This is a genomic window from Microbacterium sp. ZW T2_14, assembly GCF_044987405.1.
In the GTDB taxonomy this organism is placed as follows: domain Bacteria; phylum Actinomycetota; class Actinomycetes; order Actinomycetales; family Microbacteriaceae; genus Microbacterium.
The window spans coordinates 1-19,842 of record NZ_JBJDRK010000028.1; the positions used below are offsets into that span (position 1 = coordinate 1).

16 protein-coding genes and 2 tRNA genes are annotated in these 19,842 nt (G+C 69.4%); 13 read left to right on the top strand and 5 right to left on the bottom strand.

Features of this window, described 5'->3' with window-relative positions; all coding sequences use genetic code 11:
- Positions 1-242: 242 nt before the first annotated feature.
- Both ACI3KY_RS10895 and ACI3KY_RS10900 read right to left on the bottom strand, forming a co-directional pair.
- A complete protein-coding gene (locus ACI3KY_RS10895) occupies positions 243-884 on the bottom strand; it encodes an NADPH-dependent F420 reductase (protein WP_404930193.1) in 642 nt (213 codons plus the stop codon).
- A 75-nt stretch (positions 885-959) separates the two neighbouring features.
- Positions 960-2,315, bottom strand: a complete 1,356-nt coding sequence (locus tag ACI3KY_RS10900; protein ID WP_404930194.1) for a cryptochrome/photolyase family protein — start codon at positions 2,313-2,315, stop codon at positions 960-962.
- Between the two features lie 207 nt (positions 2,316-2,522).
- On the opposite strand from ACI3KY_RS10900, the gene ACI3KY_RS10905 reads away from it, so the two are divergent.
- From ACI3KY_RS10905 to ACI3KY_RS10925, 5 genes are all read left to right on the top strand, one after another.
- Positions 2,523-3,530, top strand: coding sequence for a LacI family DNA-binding transcriptional regulator (locus ACI3KY_RS10905; RefSeq protein WP_404930195.1), 1,008 nt, complete (start codon positions 2,523-2,525; stop codon positions 3,528-3,530).
- Positions 3,531-4,015: 485 nt separating this feature from the next.
- A complete protein-coding gene (locus ACI3KY_RS10910; RefSeq protein WP_404930196.1) occupies positions 4,016-5,851 on the top strand; it encodes a glycoside hydrolase family 13 protein in 1,836 nt (611 codons plus the stop codon).
- A 29-nt stretch (positions 5,852-5,880) separates the two neighbouring features.
- Positions 5,881-7,254, top strand: a complete 1,374-nt coding sequence (locus ACI3KY_RS10915; RefSeq protein WP_404930197.1) for an ABC transporter substrate-binding protein — start codon at positions 5,881-5,883, stop codon at positions 7,252-7,254.
- 194 nt (positions 7,255-7,448) lie between these two features.
- Positions 7,449-8,420, top strand: coding sequence for a carbohydrate ABC transporter permease (locus ACI3KY_RS10920; protein WP_404930198.1), 972 nt, complete (start codon positions 7,449-7,451; stop codon positions 8,418-8,420).
- Positions 8,421-8,428: 8 nt separating this feature from the next.
- Positions 8,429-9,403 carry a carbohydrate ABC transporter permease gene (locus ACI3KY_RS10925; protein ID WP_404930199.1) on the top strand — a complete coding sequence of 325 codons (975 nt, stop codon included), beginning with the start codon at positions 8,429-8,431 and terminating at the stop codon, positions 9,401-9,403.
- A 169-nt stretch (positions 9,404-9,572) separates the two neighbouring features.
- Here ACI3KY_RS10925 and ACI3KY_RS10930 read toward each other — a convergent pair whose 3' ends face one another.
- Positions 9,573-10,898: a diacylglycerol/lipid kinase family protein gene (locus tag ACI3KY_RS10930; RefSeq protein WP_404930200.1), complete on the bottom strand. Its 1,326-nt coding sequence runs from the start codon at positions 10,896-10,898 to the stop codon at positions 9,573-9,575.
- Between the two features lie 130 nt (positions 10,899-11,028).
- Between ACI3KY_RS10930 and serS the strand changes: the two genes are divergently transcribed.
- From serS to ACI3KY_RS10960, 6 genes are all read left to right on the top strand, one after another.
- Entirely contained in the window at positions 11,029-12,294 is a 1,266-nt protein-coding gene (serS, locus tag ACI3KY_RS10935) for a serine--tRNA ligase (protein WP_404930201.1), read from the top strand.
- Positions 12,291-13,199, top strand: coding sequence for an HAD family hydrolase (locus ACI3KY_RS10940; RefSeq protein ID WP_404930202.1), 909 nt, complete (start codon positions 12,291-12,293; stop codon positions 13,197-13,199). Before serS ends, ACI3KY_RS10940 begins: the two co-directional genes overlap by 4 nt.
- A gap of 271 nt (positions 13,200-13,470) precedes the next feature.
- A tRNA-Ser gene (locus ACI3KY_RS10945) sits at positions 13,471-13,555 on the top strand.
- Between the two features lie 55 nt (positions 13,556-13,610).
- Positions 13,611-14,888 (top strand): LCP family protein, encoded by a 1,278-nt coding sequence (locus tag ACI3KY_RS10950; protein WP_404930203.1) that lies wholly within the window; start codon positions 13,611-13,613, stop codon positions 14,886-14,888.
- Positions 14,889-14,944: 56 nt separating this feature from the next.
- Positions 14,945-16,225, top strand: a complete 1,281-nt coding sequence (locus tag ACI3KY_RS10955; RefSeq protein ID WP_404930204.1) for an LCP family protein — start codon at positions 14,945-14,947, stop codon at positions 16,223-16,225.
- Positions 16,226-16,301: 76 nt separating this feature from the next.
- A tRNA-Ser gene (locus ACI3KY_RS10960) sits at positions 16,302-16,393 on the top strand.
- Between the two features lie 325 nt (positions 16,394-16,718).
- Here the strand turns inward: ACI3KY_RS10960 and ACI3KY_RS10965 are convergent.
- Both ACI3KY_RS10965 and ACI3KY_RS10970 read right to left on the bottom strand, forming a co-directional pair.
- Positions 16,719-17,003, bottom strand: a complete 285-nt coding sequence (locus tag ACI3KY_RS10965) for an SDR family oxidoreductase (protein WP_404930205.1) — start codon at positions 17,001-17,003, stop codon at positions 16,719-16,721.
- Positions 16,958-17,548, bottom strand: coding sequence for an SDR family NAD(P)-dependent oxidoreductase (locus ACI3KY_RS10970; RefSeq protein WP_404930206.1), 591 nt, complete (start codon positions 17,546-17,548; stop codon positions 16,958-16,960). Before ACI3KY_RS10970 ends, ACI3KY_RS10965 begins: the two co-directional genes overlap by 46 nt.
- Before the next feature lie 202 nt (positions 17,549-17,750).
- Between ACI3KY_RS10970 and ACI3KY_RS10975 the strand changes: the two genes are divergently transcribed.
- Together ACI3KY_RS10975 and ACI3KY_RS10980 are read left to right on the top strand one after the other, a co-directional pair.
- A complete protein-coding gene (locus ACI3KY_RS10975; RefSeq protein ID WP_404930207.1) occupies positions 17,751-18,638 on the top strand; it encodes a helix-turn-helix domain-containing protein in 888 nt (295 codons plus the stop codon).
- A 156-nt stretch (positions 18,639-18,794) separates the two neighbouring features.
- Positions 18,795-19,823, top strand: a complete 1,029-nt coding sequence (locus ACI3KY_RS10980) for a lactonase family protein (protein ID WP_404930208.1) — start codon at positions 18,795-18,797, stop codon at positions 19,821-19,823.
- Positions 19,824-19,842 lie beyond the last annotated feature (19 nt).

The following is a 19,842-nucleotide window of genomic DNA, read 5'->3' on the forward strand; positions in this document are numbered from 1 at the left end:
TCGTTCATCACGGGTTGCAACCGCCGGCCACGTTCCGCGCATTCCGCCGGCGCGCATTTTGGCGAGTCGCCAATTCCGTCGGTCCAGCACGCGCTTTGTGGCGAGTCGCCAAAATGCGCGGGGACTCACGTTCGGCGCCTCGGCCGGGGCGCATTTCGGCGAGTCGCCAGAATCCGTCGGTCCAGCACGCGCTTTGTGGCGAGTCGCCAAAATGCGCGGGGCGCGCGGCCGACCGCGCGGGGTCAGGGGAGGCGGTTGCCCTTCGCCAGGTTCTCGCGGAGCTCGGCCGCGGTCTGGCGTGCTGTGTACGCGGGCCGGTCGCGCTCGAGACGCCACGACTCGCTCAGCGGCCCGGCGCTGACGGTGTCGAACCCGAGGGCGTCGTAGATGCCGGTGACGAGCTCGACGGCGTCCTCATGGTCGCTCGCGGTGCCGAGCGCGCGCCGGTTCGGGTCGCCGGCCGGAAGCCCGGTGGTGTTGATCTCCGAGGCGAGAATCTGGTTGAACGCCTTCACCACCTTGGAGGCCGGCAGATGTGCCTGCACGAGCCCGGAGGTGGTGGCCTCGCCGCGGTCGAGCGCGTCGACATGCCCGTCGCGCTCGAAGTAGTAGTTGACGGTGTCGAGCACGGTCTTTCCGGCGAGGGGCTCGACGGGAACGTCCTTCAGAGCCTTCAGCGGCACGGTCACCACGGCGATGTCGCCGGCGGCTGCCGCGTCGACGGCCGTCGCGGCGGAGACCTTCGGTCCGAGCTCGGCCACCAGGTCAGCCAGGCTCTCGGGTCCGCGTGAGTTGGCGATCACGACGTCGTAGCCGAGTCCTGAGAAGGCGCGCGCAAGCGCGCTGCCGATGTGTCCTGCACCGATGATTCCGATCGTTGTCATGACGGTCGGCAACCGGGCGACCGCCCGGCGCATTCCTCACCCCGACACAGAAGGAGATCTTGACCTCGGCGCCGATCAGGCGCGGGCCGCGCGTTTGACGTGCTCGTACGCGGCGAGCGCGGCCTTCCGCGTCTCTCCGAGATCGACGACGGGTTCCGGGGAGTGCTCTCCGAGATGCTCCGGCGCCCACTCGCCCACGTAATGCCCGTCGGGGTCGAACTTCTTCGCCTGCAGCTGCGGGTTGAAGATGCGGAAGTACGGCGCCGCGTCGGCGCCCGACCCTGCGACCCACTGCCAGTTGAACGGGTTGTTGGCGCCGTCGGCATCGACCAGCGTGTCCCAGAACCACTCCTCGCCGCGCCGCCAGTCGATCAGCAGGTTCTTGACGAGGAAGGATGCCGCCACCATCCGCACGCGGTTGTGCATGTAGCCGGTGTGCCAGAGCTCCTTCATGCCCGCGTCGACGAGCGCGAATCCGGTGCGGCCGCGCCGCCAGGCCTCGAGGTGGGTGGGCTTCAGCCGGGGCCAGGGGAAAGCGTCGAACTCGGGTCGCAGATTGCGGCTCGCGAGATCGGGGTGGTGGAAGAGGACGTGCCACGCGAACTCCCGCCAGCCGAGTTCCGAGAGGAACCTGCCCCCGGCACCGGCCTCGACGGTCTCGTGCCAGACGGTGTGCGGACTGAGCTCTCCCCATCGCAGGCGGGGTGACAGCAGCGAGGTCGCGCCTGCCCCGGGCTCGTCGCGGGCCCGGTCGTAGTTCGCGAGGTCGTCGTGCAGGAACTCGCGCAGTCGCCGGCGCGCGGCCGGCTCGCCCGGCTCCCATGTTTCGCGCAGTCCGCCGGCCCAGTCCGGCCGGGTGGGGAGCAGCCCCCAATCATCGAGCGACTCGGATGCCGGAGCCCGGCGCGGCCCGTCGACCTCCCGCGGCTCGGCCAGAGGCGCGCGCGGCGCGGGGAGCGCAAGACATGCGCGCCAGAAGGGCGTGAACACCGAGAACGGAGTGCCGGCGCCGGTCCGCACCGTCCACGGCTCGAACAGCAGCGAGGCCGCGAACGACGTCACCCCGACGCCGTCGGCGCGCAGCGCCGCCTTGAGGCCCGCGTCGACGTCACGCTCGGGCCCGCCGTAGCGCCGGTTCCAGAAGACGGCGCCGGCTGCGGCATCCGTCACCGTCTCGCTCACGACGCGATCGGCCGGACCGCGCCGCAGCACCAGGGCGCCGCCGCGCTCGCGCAGCCGCTCGCCGAGCGATGCGAGCGAGTGGTGCAGCCACCAGCGCGCCGCCCCGCCGAGCGGGCGGATGCCGGGGCTCTCGTCGTCGAGCACGTAAAGCCCGATCACGGGCTCGCCGCGGTCGACGGCCGCTCGCAGCGCCGGGTTGTCAGCCAGGCGCAGGTCGTCGCGGAACCACACGATAGAGGGGCGAGACACGGCACCATCCTCTCCCCGGGGCTGCGGCCGCGTCAGGCATTGACAACGGGCCCGGTGTGCACTCGGGCGAGCGCTGCAGTTTCCTGCGACCGCTGCGCGGCGCGGCGCAGCGCTCGCAGGAAACTGCAGCAGTCGCGACATGGGATGTCGCGACCTTCGCTTGCGCATACTTGCGTGATCATGCAAGTTCTTGCGTACACTGAGCGCATGTCGAAGCGTCTCGCCGAGGTGGCGCGCAAGGTCGGGGTCAGTGAGGCCACCGTGAGCCGCGTGCTCAACGACAAGCCCGGGGTGTCGGACGCCACGCGCCAGGCGGTGCTGACCGCCCTCGACGTGCTCGGGTACGAGCGGCCCACCAAGCTCCGCGGCGAGCGGGCGCGTCTGGTCGGACTCGTGCTGCCCGAGCTGCAGAACCCGATCTTCCCGGCGCTCGCCGAGATCATCGGCGGCGGCCTGACGCAGAACGGCTACACGCCCCTGCTCTGCACGCAGAACGCCGGCGGCATCACCGAGTCCGACTACATCGATCTCCTGCTGCAGCAGCAGGTGTCGGGCGTCATCTTCCTCGGTGGCAATTACAGCCAGGCGGATGCCGCGCACGAGCACTACGAGCGGCTCCGGCAGGTGCACCTGCCCACTGTGCTGGTGAACGCCCGCATCGACGCCCTCGACTTCGCCACAGTGTCCACGGACGACGGTGCGGCCGCGGAGCAGGCGATCCAGCACCTGCACCAGCTCGGTCACCGCCGCATCGGGATGCTCCTCGGACCGCTCGACCACATCCCCTCGCAGCGCAAGCTCGCCGCCGCCCGCCCGCTGCTGGAGCGCCTGGGCGCACCCCTCGACGACGCCCTTGTGGTGCGCGGCCTGTACTCCCTGGAATCCGGCCAGGCCGGGGCATCCCGCCTCTTCGCCGCCGGTGCCACCGCCGTCGTGTGCGCAAGCGATCCGCTTGCGCTCGGCGCCGTGCGCGCGGCGCGACGGCACGGCCTGCGGGTGCCCGACGACGTCAGCGTCGTGGGCTTCGACGACTCGTTCCTCATGAGCTGCACCGAGCCGCCGCTGACCACCGTGCGCCAGCCCATCGAGTCGATGGGACGCACGGTGATCGACCTGCTGCTCTCGCAGATCGCGGGGACGACCGAGCCGGGCGACGAGCTGCTCTTCGAGCCCGAGCTCGTCCTGCGGGCCTCCACCGGTCCCGCCGCAGGCTGAGGGACGGGGTCGGGGCCGCGCTTCGTCTCGCTCGTTCCTCGCTCGCTCAGCGGCCGGGGGTCGAGGTCGGGGCGCTTCGTCTCGCTCGTTCCTCGCTCGCTCAGCGACCGGGTCCGAGGTGGGGGAGCTTCGTCTCGCTCGTTCCTCGCTCGCTCAGCGACCGGGGGTCGAGGGCGCGGGCTTCGTCTCGCTCGTTCCTCGCTCGCTCAGCGACCGGGAGTGCGGCCCGCACCCGGCGCAGAACTCCCTTCTTCCCTCCCATCCCACTCGGCGTCTTGCGCCGCGCCCCGCACCGGCGCATGCCAGCGGAGCGGGACGATCCGGAGAGCGCGGGCTCGGGAATGGCGTGATCCCGCGTGGCGGGACTGGTCGCCTGATGCACAATCGTGATCTTGCATGTTTCTGTCAAAGACTTGCAGAACGAGCAGCCCCGCAATACATTCGTCGCATCGAGTCCTTCCCCTTCATCGACGACGAGGAGTCACGTGGACACCGAGGTCCTCACCCGCGCGGAGCGAGTCGTTCCCACGAGCGACAACCCGCTGTGGTGGCGGTCCGCCGTCATCTACCAGGTCTACGTCCGCAGCTTCGCGGACGGGAACGGCGACGGCACGGGCGACCTCGCCGGCGTGCGGGCCCGCCTCGGCTACCTCAAGGATCTCGGTGTCGACGCCCTCTGGTTCAACCCGTGGTACCCGAGTCCGCTGGCCGACGGCGGCTACGACGTGCAGGACTACCGCGACATCGACCCCCGGTTCGGCACGCTCGAGGAGGCGGAGCTGCTGATCCGGGAGGCGCTGGCCCTCGGCATCCGCACCATCATCGACGTCGTGCCGAACCACATCTCGGATCAGCACCCGTGGTTCCAGGCGGCGCTCGCCGCGGGACCGGGCAGTCCGGAGCGCGAGCGCTTCTGGTTCCACCCGGGCAAGGGCGAGAACGGCGACGGGATCCCGACGCACTGGGTGTCGAGCTTCCAGGGCGAGACCTGGACCCGCACGACGAACCCCGACGGTACGCCGGGGGAGTGGTACCTCCACATGTTCACGCCGGAGCAGCCCGACCTCAATTGGAATCACCCCGACGTACGTCGGGAGCATGAAGAGATCCTGCGGTTCTGGTTCGACCGGGGCGTCGCCGGCGTGCGGATCGACTCGGCCGCGCTGCTGATCAAGGACCCCGAGCTGCCCGAGGTCGGCGAGAAGCAGGGGCCGGGACAGCACCCGACCGAGGACCGCGACGAGCTGCACGACGTGTACCGGTCCTGGCGCGAGATCGCCGACTCGTACCCGGGCACGCGCGTGCTCGTCGGCGAGATCTGGGTGCCCGACATCGTGCGCTTCACCAACTACCTGCGCCCCGACGAGATGCACACCGCGTTCAACTTCGACTTCCTCGCGCGGCCCTGGGGCGCGGCATCCTTCCGCGAGTCCATCACGGCGACGCTCGAGGCGCACGCACCCGTGGGCGCACCGAGCACCTGGGTGCTGAGCAACCACGACGTCACGCGTCCGGTCACCCGGTACGGGCGTGAGGACACCGGGTTCGCCTTCCTCAAGAAGCGTTTCGGCGTGCCCACCGACCCCGAGCTGGGCCTGCGCCGGGCGCGCGCGGCGGCGCTGCTGGTCGCGGCGCTCCCCGGCAGCCTCTACATCTACCAGGGCGATGAGCTGGGTCTGCCGGAGGTCGAGGACCTCCCGCGCGAGCTCATCGAGGACCCGATGCACTTCCGTTCGGGCGGAACCGATCCGGGACGGGACGGATGCCGCGTCCCGCTGCCGTGGACCGGTGACCGCGCGCCGTTCGGCTTCAGTCCTGACACCGTCTCCACCTGGCTGCCGCAGCCGGAGGGCTGGAGCGCTCTGACCGTCGCCGCGCAGGAGGCCGACCCGGCGTCGACGCTGAACCTGTACCGCGACCTGCTGCGGCTGCGACGCGAGCTCGACGAGCTCGGCGACGGTCCCCTCCAGTGGTGGGAGGACGCCGTGCCCACGGCCGCAGGCGGAATCGACGTTGCTCGCGGCCACGCCGACGTGCTCGCCTTCCGCCGAGGCGACCGCTTCGCGTGCGTCGTCAACACGGGCTCCGACCCGGTCGCGCTGCCCCCCGGCGCGGCCGTCCTCCTCGCGAGCAGTCCGCTTGAAGCCGGACTGCTGCCGGGCAACGCCGCCGCCTGGCTGCGTCTCGAGCCCGCGGCGGGGCCCACGCGCCCGGATGCTCCGCGAAGCGCGCCGGCGCTGCGTCTCGAACCCGCCGCAACCGTCTCCGATCCCCCACGCAACACCACCACCCACACGGAGCAGTCCGCGCCGAGAGGCTGACGCGGAACTCCCCCCAGAAAGGAAAGACGATGAAGTCACCAGCAAGGGTCCTGCTCGCCGGTGTCGCCACTCTGGCGACCGTCGGCGCCCTCGTCGGCTGCTCGGCAGCCGGTGGCGGCAGCGACGACAGCAGCGGAAAGACCGAACTCCGCGTCGCGACGTTCCCACCGGGCGCCGACGAGGCCGCCTACGAGGCGTTCGCCGAGCAGGAGAAGCAGTTCGAAGACAAGCACCCCGACATCGACATCATCGGTGTCGAGTACGAGTGGGAAGGACCCACGTTCGCCGTGCAGCTCGCAGGCGGCAGCCTTCCCGACGTGTTCACCGTGCCGTTCACCGACGCCAAGACACTGCTCGAGAACGACCAGCTGATGGACGTCACGGAGGAGATGGAGGACCTGGGCTACACCGACAGCTTCAACCCGATCATCCTCGACGCGGTCACGGGCGACGACGGCCACTACTACGGCTTCCCGCGGCAGGCCTACGCCAACGCGCTGTCGTACAACCGTCAGCTGTTCGAGGAGGCGGGGCTCGACCCCGACAGCCCGCCGACCACGTGGGACGAGGTGCGCGAGTACGCCCAGCAGATCACCGACGCGACGGGCAAGGCCGGCTATTCGCAGATGGCGGCCAACAACACGGGCGGCTGGCAGCTGACCGTCGGCACCGCCGCGCGCGGCGGCCGCACGCAGATCGACAACGGCGACGGCACGGCCGAGTCCACGATCGACAACGACGCCACCAAGGAGGTGCTGCAGTTCCTCCACGACCTGAAGTGGGAGGACGGCTCGTTCGGGTCGAAGGTGGACCTGGACTGGGGCACGATCAACCAGGAGTTCGCGGCCGGCAACGTGGGCATGTACACCACAGGCTCGGACATCTACACCGCGCTCGTGCGCGACTTCGGCCTCGACCCGGACGTGTACGGGATCACCGTGCTCCCGCTCGAGGGAGAGGACGCCGGTCCGCTGGGCGGCGGCGACATCGCCGTCATGAGCCCGACGATCGACGACGAGACCAAGGCCGCCGGCGTCGAGTGGATCGACTGGTATTACATGCAGAAGCTGCTGAACGAGGACGCCGCCGTCGCCGACGCGAAGGCGCTGAGCGAGTCCGACCAGGCGGTCGGCACGCCGCTGCTGCCCGTGCTGAGCCGGGAGCTGTACGACGAGTCGCTGACGTGGATCGAGCCCTACATCAACGTCCCGCGCGAGCAGATGACGCCGTTCACCGACAACATCTGGGACCAGACGCCGGTGGGTGAGGCGAAGGTCAAGACGCAGGAGGTCTACGCTCTCCTCGACGAGGTCGTCCAGACGGTCCTCACGGACGAGAACGCCGACATCGACGCCCTCCTCGCGCAGGCTCAGACCGACGCCCAGGCGCTGCTCGACGAGTAGCAGACGAGCGGATGCCGCGGCCCGGTCTCGCCGCCGGGCCGCGGCATCCGTCTCACCGCGTTTCGCCTCGTTCGTTCCTCGCTCGCTCAACGATCGGAAGTCTCGCTCGTTCGTCGGAAGTCTCGGTCGTTGAGCGAGCGAAGCGAGACGAAACGCGTCGGACGTCCGCACAACCTTCACAGCAAAGGCCAATGATGACCGCGACCCTCCCCGAGCGCCCGGCCGCCGCGGCGGCGCCCCCACCCGCCGCGCTGCCGGCCCGGCGCAGGACGAGACGCACCCCGCTCACCTGGTACCGCGGGGGCGGGCTGGCGAACCTGCTCTTCGTGCTGCCGATGGTGTTCGTGTTCTTCTTCTTCTCGTGGTCGCCGATCGTGCAGTCGGTGCTGATGAGCCTGCAGAAGACGAACCTCATCGTCTCGGAGTGGGTCGGGCTCGACAACTACGTCGCGGTGATCACCGACCCGGAGCTCGGGCGGGCGGTCATCAACACCGTCTACTTCGCGGTGCTGGCGCTGCTGTTCGGCTTCCCGCTGCCGCTGTTCATGGCGGTGCTGATGAGCGAGGTGCGCCGGGGGAAGGGGTTGTACTCGGCGCTCGCCTATCTGCCGGTGGTCATCCCGCCGGTGGTCGCGGTGCTGCTCTGGAAGTTCTTCTACAGCGCCGATCCGTCGGGCGTCTTCAACACGGTGCTCGGGTGGTTCGGCATCCCGCCGCAGCCGTGGCTCTCGTCGGCGGTGCAGGCGATGCCCTCGCTCGTCCTGGAGGCGACCTGGGCGGCCGCCGGCGGCTCGATCATCATCTACCTCGCCGCGCTGCTGTCGGTGCCGCCGGAACTGTACGACGCGGCCGAGGTCGACGGCGCCGCCATCTGGCGCAAGGTCTGGCATGTCACGCTGCCGCAGCTGCGCGGCATCCTCTTCATCATGCTGATCCTGCAGGTCATCGCGACCGCGCAGGTATTCCTCGAGCCGTTCCTCTTCACCGGCGGCGGTCCCGCGGGAGCGACCAAGACGATCCTGCTGTACATCTACGACAAGGCGTTCCGGAACAGCCTCGGCGGCGACTACGGCGAGGCCACCGCGGTGTCGGTGCTGCTGGCGGTCGTGCTCGCGATCCTGTCCTGGCTGTACTTCAAACTCACGAACCGCTGGAGCACCCGATGAGCGCCCCGATGTCCACCTCGCCGCTGCGCGAGGGCATGCGCGGCTTTCTGTCACGCCGCAACCGGTTCGGGCGGCGCAAGCGGGAGTCGATCGACGATCTCGCCGAGCGAACGATCGTGTCGGCATCGGAACGTCGTCGGCCCGGCACGCGATTCGGGATGGCGGTGACCCACGCCTTCCTGTTCGTCACGCTCGTGATCGCGGGCCTCGGCCCCATCCTGTGGCTCGCGAAGTCCGCCGTCACCCCCACGCAGGACACCCTGCAGCAGCCCTTCGCGCTGTGGCCCAACGGCATCGACTGGCAGAACCTGTCGACCGCGTGGAACGACATCCACATCGACCAGTACTTCTTCAACACCATCGTCATCGCGGCCGGGGCGTGGTTCGCACAGCTGTTCATCGCGACCACCGCCGGCTACGCGCTGTCGGTGCTGCGGCCGAGGTACGCGCCGGTGCTCAACGCGCTGGTGCTGGCGACGCTGTTCATCCCCGGCATCGTGCTGCTCGTACCGCTGTATCTGACCATCGTGCGGCCGCCGTTCCTCGGTGAGGACGCGAGCCTGCTGAACAACTACCTCGCGGTGTGGCTGCCGATGGCGGCGAACGCCTTCAACATCCTGCTCGTCAAGCGGTTCTTCGACAATCTGCCCAGCGAGGTGTTCGAAGCGGCGAAGACCGACGGAGCCGGACCCTTCCGGCTGTTCTGGTCGATCGTGCTGCCGATGTCGAAGCCGATCCTCGGGGTGGTGTCGGTGTTCGCGATCATCGCGGCCTGGAAGGACTACCTCTGGCCGATGCTGGTGCTTCCCGATCCGGCCGTGCAGCCGCTGTCGGTGCGGCTGCCGGCGGTGCAGTCGCAGACCGAGCTGGACGTGTTCCTCGCGGCGCTCGCCATCGCGACGCTCATCCCGATCGCGATGTTCCTGCTGTTCCAGTCCGTGTTCCTGCGGTCGGCCGGTCTGGGCGGAGCCGTGAAGGGCTGACGGATGCCGCGGTCCGGCTCGGCGCGGCCCGGCCCCGTTCCCGTCGGCGACGCCGGGGCCGGCCCTGCCGCGCGGGCGCCGCGCGCGACCGCTGCACTTTCCTGCGACCGCGGCGTCGTGCGACAGCGCGGTCGCAGGAAACTGCAGCGCTCGACGCCGCGGGCTCTGCTCAGAGGCCGTCGGTGGTGTGGCCCTTGGGCACCACCACGAGGAGTGCGGCCGGGGCGACGCGGGTCTTGACCGAGAGGGCCTCGCCGAACTCGTCGCCGTCGAGCTGCACGGGCTGGGCGTCGTGCGTCGCGAGCTCGATGCCGGCACCGCGGGAGTAGACCACCGCGTTGTCCTTGGTGCGCAGCGACAGCACGCGGCGGCCGGTGCGGAAGCGGCGCAGGAAGCTGTTGTCCCACGCCACCCGGCGCCAGACGAACAGCCAGCCGAACGGCCCCTTGGGCTGGAAGATGACGATGTCGAGCGCGCCGTCGGCGATCGAGGCCTCGGGGATGAGGTCGAGGCCGGCCGGCAGCTTGCCGCAGTTCGCGAACAGCACGCTCTGCACGCGTGACGAGTGCAGGCGGTGCCCGGGCAGCTCGTAGACGACGCGGAACGGCTTGGCGCTGGGAAGCGCCCGTGCCGCACCGTCGACGTAGGCAACCCATCCGACCGTCTTCTTCAGCTGCGGGTTGGTGTTGGCGATCATCGCCGCATCCAGTCCGATACCGCCCATGACGACGAACGCGTGCTCCGCGGTGGTGCCGTCGGGTCGCGCGAGCTCGGTCCAGCCGACGTCCATGGCGAGGGTCTCGCCGTCGAAGACGGCACGCACCATGGCGTCCGGCTCGGTCAGCGGCAGCCGCAGGTTGCGGGCGAGGAGGTTGCCCGTGCCGCTGGGAACGATGGCGAGCGGCACACCGCTGCCGCTCATCGCCTCCGACACCGCGCGCACGGTGCCGTCGCCGCCGGCCACGAGGACGGTGTCGACGCCCTCTTCGAGTGCCTGACGCGTCACGTCGTCGCCGAGGTCGTCGACCGTGGTCTCGTAGAAGAGCGGCTCCGCCCATCCGGCATCCGCCGAGAGGCGGGTGACGGTGGCGCGCAGGGCGTCGGCGTCCACCTTGATCGGGTTGTAGACGAGGGCGGCCTTGGGTGAGGGGCGCTCGCCCGCCGTCTGCAGGGGGCGTGTCCGTCCGGCCGGGTCGACCCGGCGCGCGTGACCGGACTCGCCGTCCGCCGTGTCGGGCTCGATGTCGTCCGGCTCCCGGATCACCTCATCGGGCTCGGCCGCCTCGGCCGGGTCGGGTGCCCCAGGCGCGGACGGTCCGGACGGCGTGGCCGTCTCGGCGGCAGGGGCCGTCTCCTCGATCTCCACCTCGGCGAGGTCGAGCTCGGCCGTGCTGGGGCCGTCGGCGTAGATCGCGTCGGCGGGATGCGGGATGAGGTCGTCCTCGCCTCGTGAGTCCTCGGGTCGTGCGTCGTCGCTCGATCCAGATGCCGCCATGTGCTCCAGAGTAGGACCCGAAACGCCGGTGGGGTGCATCCGGGGCGAACGGGTATGCATGGGTGTCCGGCGCTGACGCCCGGGGATCCGTCTCATCTGGCCTCGGGGAGGCGCCGACTAAGCTTGCAGGGTGATCGATCCCGTGCTGCTTCGCGACAATCCCGAGCTGGTCAAGCGCTCGCAGGTGGCGCGCGGCGAGTCGCCCGACACCGTCGACGTCGCCGTCGAGGCGGATCGGGCCCGACGTGCCGCCATCACGACCTTCGAAGAGCTCCGCGCGGCGCAGAACGCGCACGGCAAGCGGGTCGCGCAGGCGCCGAAGGAAGAGAAGGCCGCGCTCGTCGCCGAGGCGAAGCAGCTGAGCGAGCAGGTCAAGCAGGCCCAGCACGCGGTGACCGCGGCCGAGGAGGCATCCGCCGACGCTTTCGCCGCCCTCGAGAACATCGTCATCGAGGGTGTGCCGGCCGGCGGGGAGGACGACTTCATCACCCTCCGCACCCACGGCGAGGTCCCCGCGTTCAGCTTCGAACCGCGCGACCACCTCGAGATCGGTGAGCGGCTGGGAGCGATCGACATGGAGCGCGGCACCAAGGTGTCGGGCAGCCGGTTCTACTTCCTCACGGGCATCGGCGCGCGCCTCGAGATCGCGCTCATGAACCTGGGCCTCGATCGCGCCCTGCAGGCGGGCTTCACGCCGATCATCCCGCCGACGCTGGTGCGCCCCGAGGTCATGCGCGGCACCGGGTTCCTCGGCAAGCACGCCGCCGAGGTCTACCACCTCGACGACGAGGACCTCTACCTCGTCGGCACCAGCGAGGTGCCGCTCGCCGGGTACCACATGGATGAGATCCTCGATCTCTCGCGCGGACCGAAGCGCTACGCCGGATGGTCGACGTGCTATCGCAGCGAGGCCGGGTCGTACGGCAAGGACACCCGCGGCATCATCCGCGTCCACCAGTTCAACAAGCTCGAGATGTTCGTCTACACGACCCCCGAAGAGGCGGAGGCCGAGCATGTGCGCCTCGTCGAGCTGCAGGAGCGGATGCTGCAGGACCTGGGCCTCTCGTACCGTGTGATCGACGTCGCGGCGGGGGATCTCGGATCGAGCGCCGCCCGCAAGTACGACGTCGAGGCGTGGGTGCCGACGCAGAACGCCTACCGCGAGCTCACCTCGACGTCGAACTGCACCACCTACCAGGCCCGTCGGCTCGACATCCGCTACCGGCCCGAGGGCGGCAAGACTCAGCCGGTCGCGACGCTCAACGGCACGCTGGCGACCACCCGCTGGATCGTGGCGCTGCTCGAGACGCATCAGCGCGAGGACGGCTCGGTCACGGTGCCGGAGGTGCTGCGACCGTTCCTCGGCGGACTCGAGGTCATGGAGCCAATCGCGTGACCGACGCCCACCTGCCTGCGACCGGGTCGATCAAGGTCGTCGCGCCGAAGAAGGCGGCGAAGCTCGTCGAGCGGGTGGCACGCGACACCGAGAACCCCGCGGTCGCGACCGAGCAGCTGCTGATCGCCCTCGACATCGACGGCACGGTGCTGCTCGAGGACGAGTCGCTGAGCCCGGGAGTGGTCGACGCCGTCGAGCACGCCCACCGCGCCGGCCACGAGGTGATGGTCGCGACCGGCCGCAGCTGGGAGGGCACGCGCGGCATCGTCCGCGTGCTGGGCATCGCGCCGGAGTTCGTGGTGTGCTCCAACGGTGCGGTCGTCCTCAAGCGGTTGGAGGCAGACGAGCTGCAGTACGAGCGCTGGCACGTCGAGACGTTCGATCCGAGCGCCGTGCTCGAGCAGCTGCGCGAGCACCTGCCCGACGCCCGCTACCTCGTCGAGCTGCCCGACGGCCGGCGGCTCTACACGGAGTACCTCGAGGACTGGAATCTGACCAACGCGCGCCGGGTGCCGTTCGAAGAGCTGGGCGCGCAGGCCGTGTGCCGCATCGTCGTCGTCTCGCCCGACAAGCGCGAGCAGGACTTCGTCGACCTGGTAGCCCGCATCGGACTGAACCACGTCACCTACGCCGTCGGCTGGACCGCGTGGCTGGACATCGCGCCGCAGGGCGTCGACAAGAGCACCGGCCTCGAGCTGGTGCGCACCGCGCTCGGCATCGACCCGGCTCACGTTCTCGTGATGGGCGACGGCCGCAACGACGTCGGCATGTTCCGCTGGGCGCTCGACAACGGCGGCCGCGCGGTCGCGATGGCGCAGGGTCCGCAGGAGGTGCGGGATGCCGCGGGCGAGACCACCTCGTCGGTGCGCGAGGGCGGCGTCGCCGCGGTGCTCCGCGCGCTCTGACGTTTCGACCCGCTTCGCTCGCTCAACGCCCGATGCTCCGGGCTCCGGTCGCAGAGCTGACCCCCGGTCGCCGAGCCTCACCCACCGGTCGCTGAGCCTCACCCACCGGTCGCTGAGCTTGTCGAAGCGCCGTCGAAGAGCTCAGGGAAAACGGCATCCGTCGCGTCCTTCAGATGATTGCCAGGCGCCCTTGGAACAATGAGGCGACAGTGCTGTCGGCTAGACTCGACGCCTGTTCGACGGATGCCTCCCCTCGGGGTGGCATCGGTCGGGAGGGTTGTCCGAGCGGCCGATGGACCTGGTCTTGAAAACCAGTGGGCAGCAATGTCCCGTGGGTTCGAATCCCACACCCTCCGCAGACGATGTGACGGGGGCGAACCGTGAGAACGCAGCATCCCTGAGAGGAACCGAGTGAGCTCGACGCACAAGCCCACGAGGCGTGGCCGCCGCACGGTGGCCCGCCACGGTGAGCTGTCGTCTCCGAGTCCGTTCGCGTTCATCCTCAAGATCGTCGGAATCGTCGCCGCCGTGGTGCTCGTCTCGGGTGTCGGCGTTGCGGCGTATGCCGCCACCGACGTCGTCGCGAGCTTCGCCGACGGTGCCGTCGAGCTCGAGGGCCAGGATGCGGTTCCGCCCGACATCGGTGCGATCGAGGGCGGCGTCGACATCCTCCTCGTCGGCACCGACGAGTGCGAGGAGGAGTACGCCTACCTGTTCGGCGCGCGGTGCACGGGGGCGGATGCCGGCGGTCAGCTCAACGACGTCAACATGCTCGTTCACATCTCCGACAACCCCCGCCGTGTGACGGTGGTGTCGTTCCCTCGCGACCTGATGATCCCGATCCCGTCCTGCACGCGCGAGGACGGCTCGACCACGTCCGCGACGTCGAAGACGCAGATCAACGAGGCGTGGGGTTACGGCGGCCTGTCGTGCGTCGCCAAGACGGTCAGCGACCTCAGCGGTCAGAACATCCCCTTCGCGGCCAAGGTGAGCTTCGGCAACGTCATCAACATCACCGATGCGATCGGCGGCGTCGACGTGTGCATCGGCAACGGCGGGATCAAGGACAAGTACACCGGCATCAACTGGGGGCCCGGCCAGCGCACGATCCAGGGCGTCGAGGCGCTGCAGTTCCTCCGCACCCGGCACGGGCTCGAAAACGGCAGCGACCTGGCCCGTATCTCGAACCAGCAGCAGTACATGTCGAGTCTCGCCCGCAAGCTCGTGAGCAGCGAGGTGCTGTCGGATCCCGCCACGCTCTACAAGCTCGCCACCACCGCTGTCGACAACATCACGCCGAGCGAGTCGCTCGTCAACCCGATGACGCTCGTGCAGATCGCGCTCGCGATCAAGAACGTGCCGTTCGAAGACATCAACTTCGTCCAGTTCCCGGTGAACGAGGACCCCGCCGACCCGAACCGTGTCGTCCCCAACGAGCGCCTGGCGGCGGAGCTCTGGGCCGCGCTGGCAGCCAACGAGCCGATCGAGCTGACGAACGACCAGAACAACACCGGAGGCGTCGTCACCGTCGACCCGCAGCCGACGGACCCTCCCGTCGAGACCGCTCCGACGCCTGACGCCACCGGCACCCCCGCACCGACGGAGACCGCTGTGCCCCTGGATGACATCCCCGGTCAGTCCGCTGCCGACCAGACCTGCTCGGCCGGCAACGTCAGGGCCACCGACTGATGGCGGCTCCGAAGCGGTCCTCGTCAGGGGGCCGGACGCCCGTCGCGCGTCACGGCGTGCTGAAGTCGCGGCATCCGTTCGCCACGATCTTCGCCATGCTGGGTGTCGTGCTCGCCGTCTTCGGGGTGAGCGCGGCCGGCATCGCGGCCTACAACCTGTGGGACGCCACGCAGACGGTCACCGCCAACGCGGTCGTGCTCGACGAGGAGAAGCCGCTGCCCCCGTCGCTCGGGGCGATCGAGGGTGGCGTGAACATCCTGCTCGTGGGCACCGACTCGTGCGAGGGCGAGAACGCCAAGCTCTCGGGCGCCTGCATGAACGGCGACACCGAGGGCGAGCGCAACGACGTCACCATGCTCGTGCACATCTCGGACGAGCCGCGGCGCGTGACGGTCGTGTCGTTCCCGCGCGACATGCTCGTGCCGATCCCTGCGTGCGACAAGAGCGACGGCAGCGGCAAGAAGACCTCCGCGATGTCGTCGCAGATGATCAACGCGTCGTACTGGTACGGCGGACTCGGCTGCACGGTAGACACCGTCGAAGCGGTGATCGACAACGAGCAGATCAAGATCGACTTCGCCGCAGCGATCCGCTGGACCGGTGTGGTCAACGTCTCCAACGCCATCGGCGGCATCGACGTGTGCGTCTCGGGGGATATCAACGACAACTACACCGGACTGCACCTCACCGCCGGCACCCACACGCTGCAGGGAGTGCAGGCCTTGCAGTTCCTCCGCATCCGGCACGGCATCGGGGACGGGTCCGACCTCGGTCGCATCTCGAACCAGCAGCAGTTCATGAGCTCCATGGTGCGCAAGCTCCAGTCCGACGCCGTGCTCGCGAACCCCGCGACGCTGTTCAACCTCGCGACCACTGTGATCAGCCAGGCGAAGGAGGGCCAGCTCGTGCTGAGCTCGGGCCTCACGAACCCGACGCTGATGGTGCAGATCGCCATGGCGGTGAAGGACGTGCCGTTCGAGGACATCGTCTTCGTGCAGTACCCGACCGTCTACGCCCCCGGGCTGAACGGGAACGCGTCCAGTCGAGTGCTCCCGGTGAAGGCAGCGGCCGAAGAGCTGTTCACCGCACTCGCCGCCAACCAGCCGCTGACCCTCACCGGCGAGGCCAGCGGAGGCCACGCGATCGAGGTGACCGGCGAGGTCGAGCAGCCCGCCGTGACACCGACCCCCGCCGCGACCGACACGGGTGCGACTCCTGCAGCCGGCGACGGGACGGATGCCGCAGCCGCCCCCGCCGACCAGGCCCGCGTCGAGTTGCCGTCGGCCATCACCGGCCAGACGGCGAAGGACACCACCTGCACCCGTCCGCAGAAGTGACTTCGGTTCGGTGCAGCCGCCCCGACCGGTTATGATTGCTGGGCGCGTCCGGTTCGCTTTCGAGTGCCGGATGCCTGGAGACGTCGCATAGTCAGGCCTAGTGCACCACCCTGCTAAGGTGGAGTCCTCGTAAGGGGACCGAGGGTTCAAATCCCTCCGTCTCCGCCACATGAAGTCCTGGTCAATGCAATATTTCTGCCGGGGCCATGCCATCTGCGGACTCGACCGAGTAGTCATTCGCCGATGCCGCTCACGCCACCTACCGTGGTCGGGCGCTCGCGATCGTCCGCGGTAGCGACGTCCCTGGCGACGTTCGGTCGACTCCGCTCGCCGGGGATCCGCTTCGCTGATCCTCACCTGCAGCGGCATCATGCGCGAGGGTGCGCCCGCCTGAGGCGACCAGGCTTCAACGAGCTCGGGACTCAGCGCGGGTCGATTCGCGGCGTGGTGGTCTTTCCATTCGTCGATCCTGTGAGGGTGAAGGCGGCCTCGATCACCCGAGTTGTCCGGCGCGCATGGCGGCGATGACGCCACCGTCGATCAGGAGGTCGGAACCGGTGATGAAGCCGCCCTCCGGTCCCAGCAGGTAAGCGGCGATGTCGCCGACCTCGACGGGGGTGCCCATCCGCCCGGCTGCCGAGGTCTCGATCATTGCGGCGTACCCTGCGGCGTTCGGGCCGGACATCTCGTCCTGCGCGAGCGGAGTGGAGATGATGCCGGGGCTGAGGCAGTTCACGCGTGCGCCGCGGGCACCCCAGGTGACGGCGGCAGCCTGCACGCGCAGCGCGTTGGCGCGTTGGCGCGTTTCGCCAGCGTGTACGCCGCGCCGGAGTTCCCCACCGCAGCGGGGTCGAGGGCGTCGAGCTGAAGGAGCTCGGCGGCCGGCGTATAGGCCAGGGCGTGTTCGATGTCTTTCGGATACCCGTCGCCCATGTGCCCGGCCATGCTGGCGATCACGACGCCGGACCCGCCGGCGGCGATCACGCGGCCGAACTCTTCCAGCACGTAGGCAGTGCCGGCGAGGTCGACCTCCAGCACCCGCAGGGTGGTGGCCTGCACGGGCGAGACGCCGGCGGCGATGATCACACGGGTGACCTCGCCCAGTCCCGCGGCGGTATCGGCCAGGGCGGCGACGGAGCCGTGATCGGCGATGTCGATCTGCTGGGTGGTGACGTCATATCCTTCACCGTGCAGCTGTGCGGCCACGGCGGCCATGGTGTCCTCGTTGAAGTCGGCGAGCAGCAGCTTCCGGCCGATCGCGGCGCGACGGCCGATGGCCACGCCGATGCTTCCGGTACCGATCAGAACAGCGATCTCGGTCATGGTGGGTCTTCCTTCTTGGACGCCGGCAGTCTGTCGGCGGGTGGGCCAGTGGTTGACGACGCGCGTATGGGTGGCGGAGGAGGTCGGGCGTCTGGGGAGCGAGAGCCAGTCAACCGGGTCGGCCCCATGCCAGGTAGTTGCTGGTGTTCCGTGTAACGCCAATACCTCCCACGCCGCCGATGTGCGCGCGTAGCGTGGGTTCGTGACCAACAGCAAGGACGTGCAGGAGTTCCTGAAATCGCGCCGTGCTCGGCTCACGCCCGAGATGGCCGGCGTGCCGACCTACGGCGGCATCCGCCGTGTCCCGGGGCTGCGGCGCGAAGAGCTCGCGATGATCTCCGGGATGAGCGTCGACTACTACAACCGCCTCGAGCGCGGCAATCTCTCCGGCGTCTCGGACAGCATCCTGGAGTCCCTCGCCCGTGCTTTGAAGCTCGACGACGCCGAGCGCACGTATCTCTTCGACCTGGCTCGTGCGGCGAACGCCTCCCCACCGCGCCAGCGTCGCCGGGTCACGCAGAAGGTGCGGCCCAGCATCCAGCACCTGCTCGACGGGATGACGGGGATTCCGGCGTTCGTGCAGAATGGGCGCCTCGACGTGCTCGCGATGAACGATCTGGCCCGTGCCTTGTACCACTCGGACGACGACCGGGACGAGCCGGTCAACTTCGCCCGCTTCGTGTTCCTCGACGAGAGCTCCGTCACTCAACTGACCGCGTGGGATGCGATGGCGGAGGACACCGTGGCGATCCTGCGACAGGAGGCCGCACGAGACCCGCACAACCGCGACCTGTCGGATCTGATCGGTGAGCTCTCGACGAAGAGCGAGAAGTTCCGCAAAATGTGGGCGCAACATAATGTGCGCTTCCACCGCACCGGCACCAAGTCCTTCCGCCATCCCGCCGTCGGCCAGTTCGAGCTCACCTTCCAGGCCATGCAGCTGCCCGGAGACGAGGGACTGACCCTCTTCGCGTACACCGCGGAACCGGGCAGCCGCGGCGCCGACGCCCTGAAGCTGCTCGCCACCTGGAGTGCCACAGAGCGGGCGAACCATGCCGACATCCGGAGCTCGGGTCGCAGCGCGAATTGAGAAGACGTGCCGCAGGGACCTGTGTCACGCCTCCGGAATGGTGAAGAACACGTACCGGTCGGCCAGTTCCGCCGACGAGCGCCCCGTGCTCGTGCCCGTGTCGAGGGCGCCGATCCTGCATCTGCGCCGGTCTGCCGTCGCACGTACGATCGAGGGATGACCGAACCCACCTTTGTCCTCGTGGCCAATGCCGGTGACGGCAGCATCAGTACGTTTCGTCTGTCGGACGGCGCACTCGAACGGCTCGCGGTGACGGAAGGGCTCGACGGATGCTCCTGCTTCGCGGTCGACACCTCGCGCGACCTCGTCTACGCCGGCGTCAAGGGCGAGCCCGCCGGGATTGTGACGCTGCAGCTCGATCGCGGCACCGGTCGTCTGGAGCAGCTCTCGCGGCAGGACCTTCCGGACGGCGGGATGAACTACCTCGCCCTCACCCGCGAAGGCACGGGTCTGCTCGGTGTTTCGTACGGCGGCGGCTACGGGATCTCTGCTCCGGTGGCGGACGGGGTCGTGGGGCAGCCGGTCTCGCGGATCGCGTTCCCCAACCTCCATTCGGTGCTGCCGAGTGCCGATGGCCGGTTCGCGTACTTCGTCTCGCTCGGCGCCGACCTCGTGGCGCAGTACGCCATCGACGACGGCTTGGGTCTTGCACCGCTCGATCCGGAGACCGTTGGCGCACCGGAGGGCAGTGGCCCGCGGCATCTCGTACTCAACGGGGCGCAGGACGCCGTGTACGTGCTCACCGAGTTCTCGGGCGAAGTGCTGCACTACGCGCGCGACGTGCGGACCGGCTTGCTCGAGCTGAAGGACGCCGCTCCGGCGTACGACCCGTCCAGAGGGCTCACCCATAGCCGGTTCGGCGCGGATCCGCGGGCCGAGCACCTGATCTGGGGCGCCGACCTGCACTTCGGCGCACAAGAGCGCTGGCTGTGGGCCACCGAGCGCACCGAGAGCACGCTGGCGGCGGCATCCGTCGCCGAGGACGGCTCGGTCTCGGCGCCTACGGAGTTCATCGTGACCGAGACGCAGCCGCGAGGCTTCGCGATCAGCCCGGACGGGGCCCATCTCGTCGCGGCGGGTGAGCAGTCGACCGACGTCGCGCTGTACGCGGTGGATGAGAATCGCCTCGAGCTGCTGCAGCGCGCCGAGACGGGGCACGGCGCGAACTGGGTGCGCTTCGCCTGAACCTCGGTGGCCCGATCGA

Bases quoted from the DNA above. Each gene is read 5' to 3' on its own strand.
- ACI3KY_RS10895 (WP_404930193.1), bottom strand. From the start codon at position 884: ATGACAACGATCGGAATCATCGGTGCAGGACACATCGGCAGCGCGCTT.
- ACI3KY_RS10930 (WP_404930200.1), bottom strand. From the start codon at position 10,898: ATGGCGGCATCTGGATCGAGCGACGACGCACGACCCGAGGACTCACGA.
- ACI3KY_RS10980 (WP_404930208.1), top strand. From the start codon at position 18,795: ATGACCGAACCCACCTTTGTCCTCGTGGCCAATGCCGGTGACGGCAGC.
- ACI3KY_RS10925 (WP_404930199.1), top strand. From the start codon at position 8,429: ATGTCCACCTCGCCGCTGCGCGAGGGCATGCGCGGCTTTCTGTCACGC.
- ACI3KY_RS10905 (WP_404930195.1), top strand. From the start codon at position 2,523: ATGTCGAAGCGTCTCGCCGAGGTGGCGCGCAAGGTCGGGGTCAGTGAG.
- ACI3KY_RS10970 (WP_404930206.1), bottom strand. From the start codon at position 17,548: ATGACCGAGATCGCTGTTCTGATCGGTACCGGAAGCATCGGCGTGGCC.
- ACI3KY_RS10915 (WP_404930197.1), top strand. From the start codon at position 5,881: ATGAAGTCACCAGCAAGGGTCCTGCTCGCCGGTGTCGCCACTCTGGCG.
- ACI3KY_RS10920 (WP_404930198.1), top strand. From the start codon at position 7,449: ATGACCGCGACCCTCCCCGAGCGCCCGGCCGCCGCGGCGGCGCCCCCA.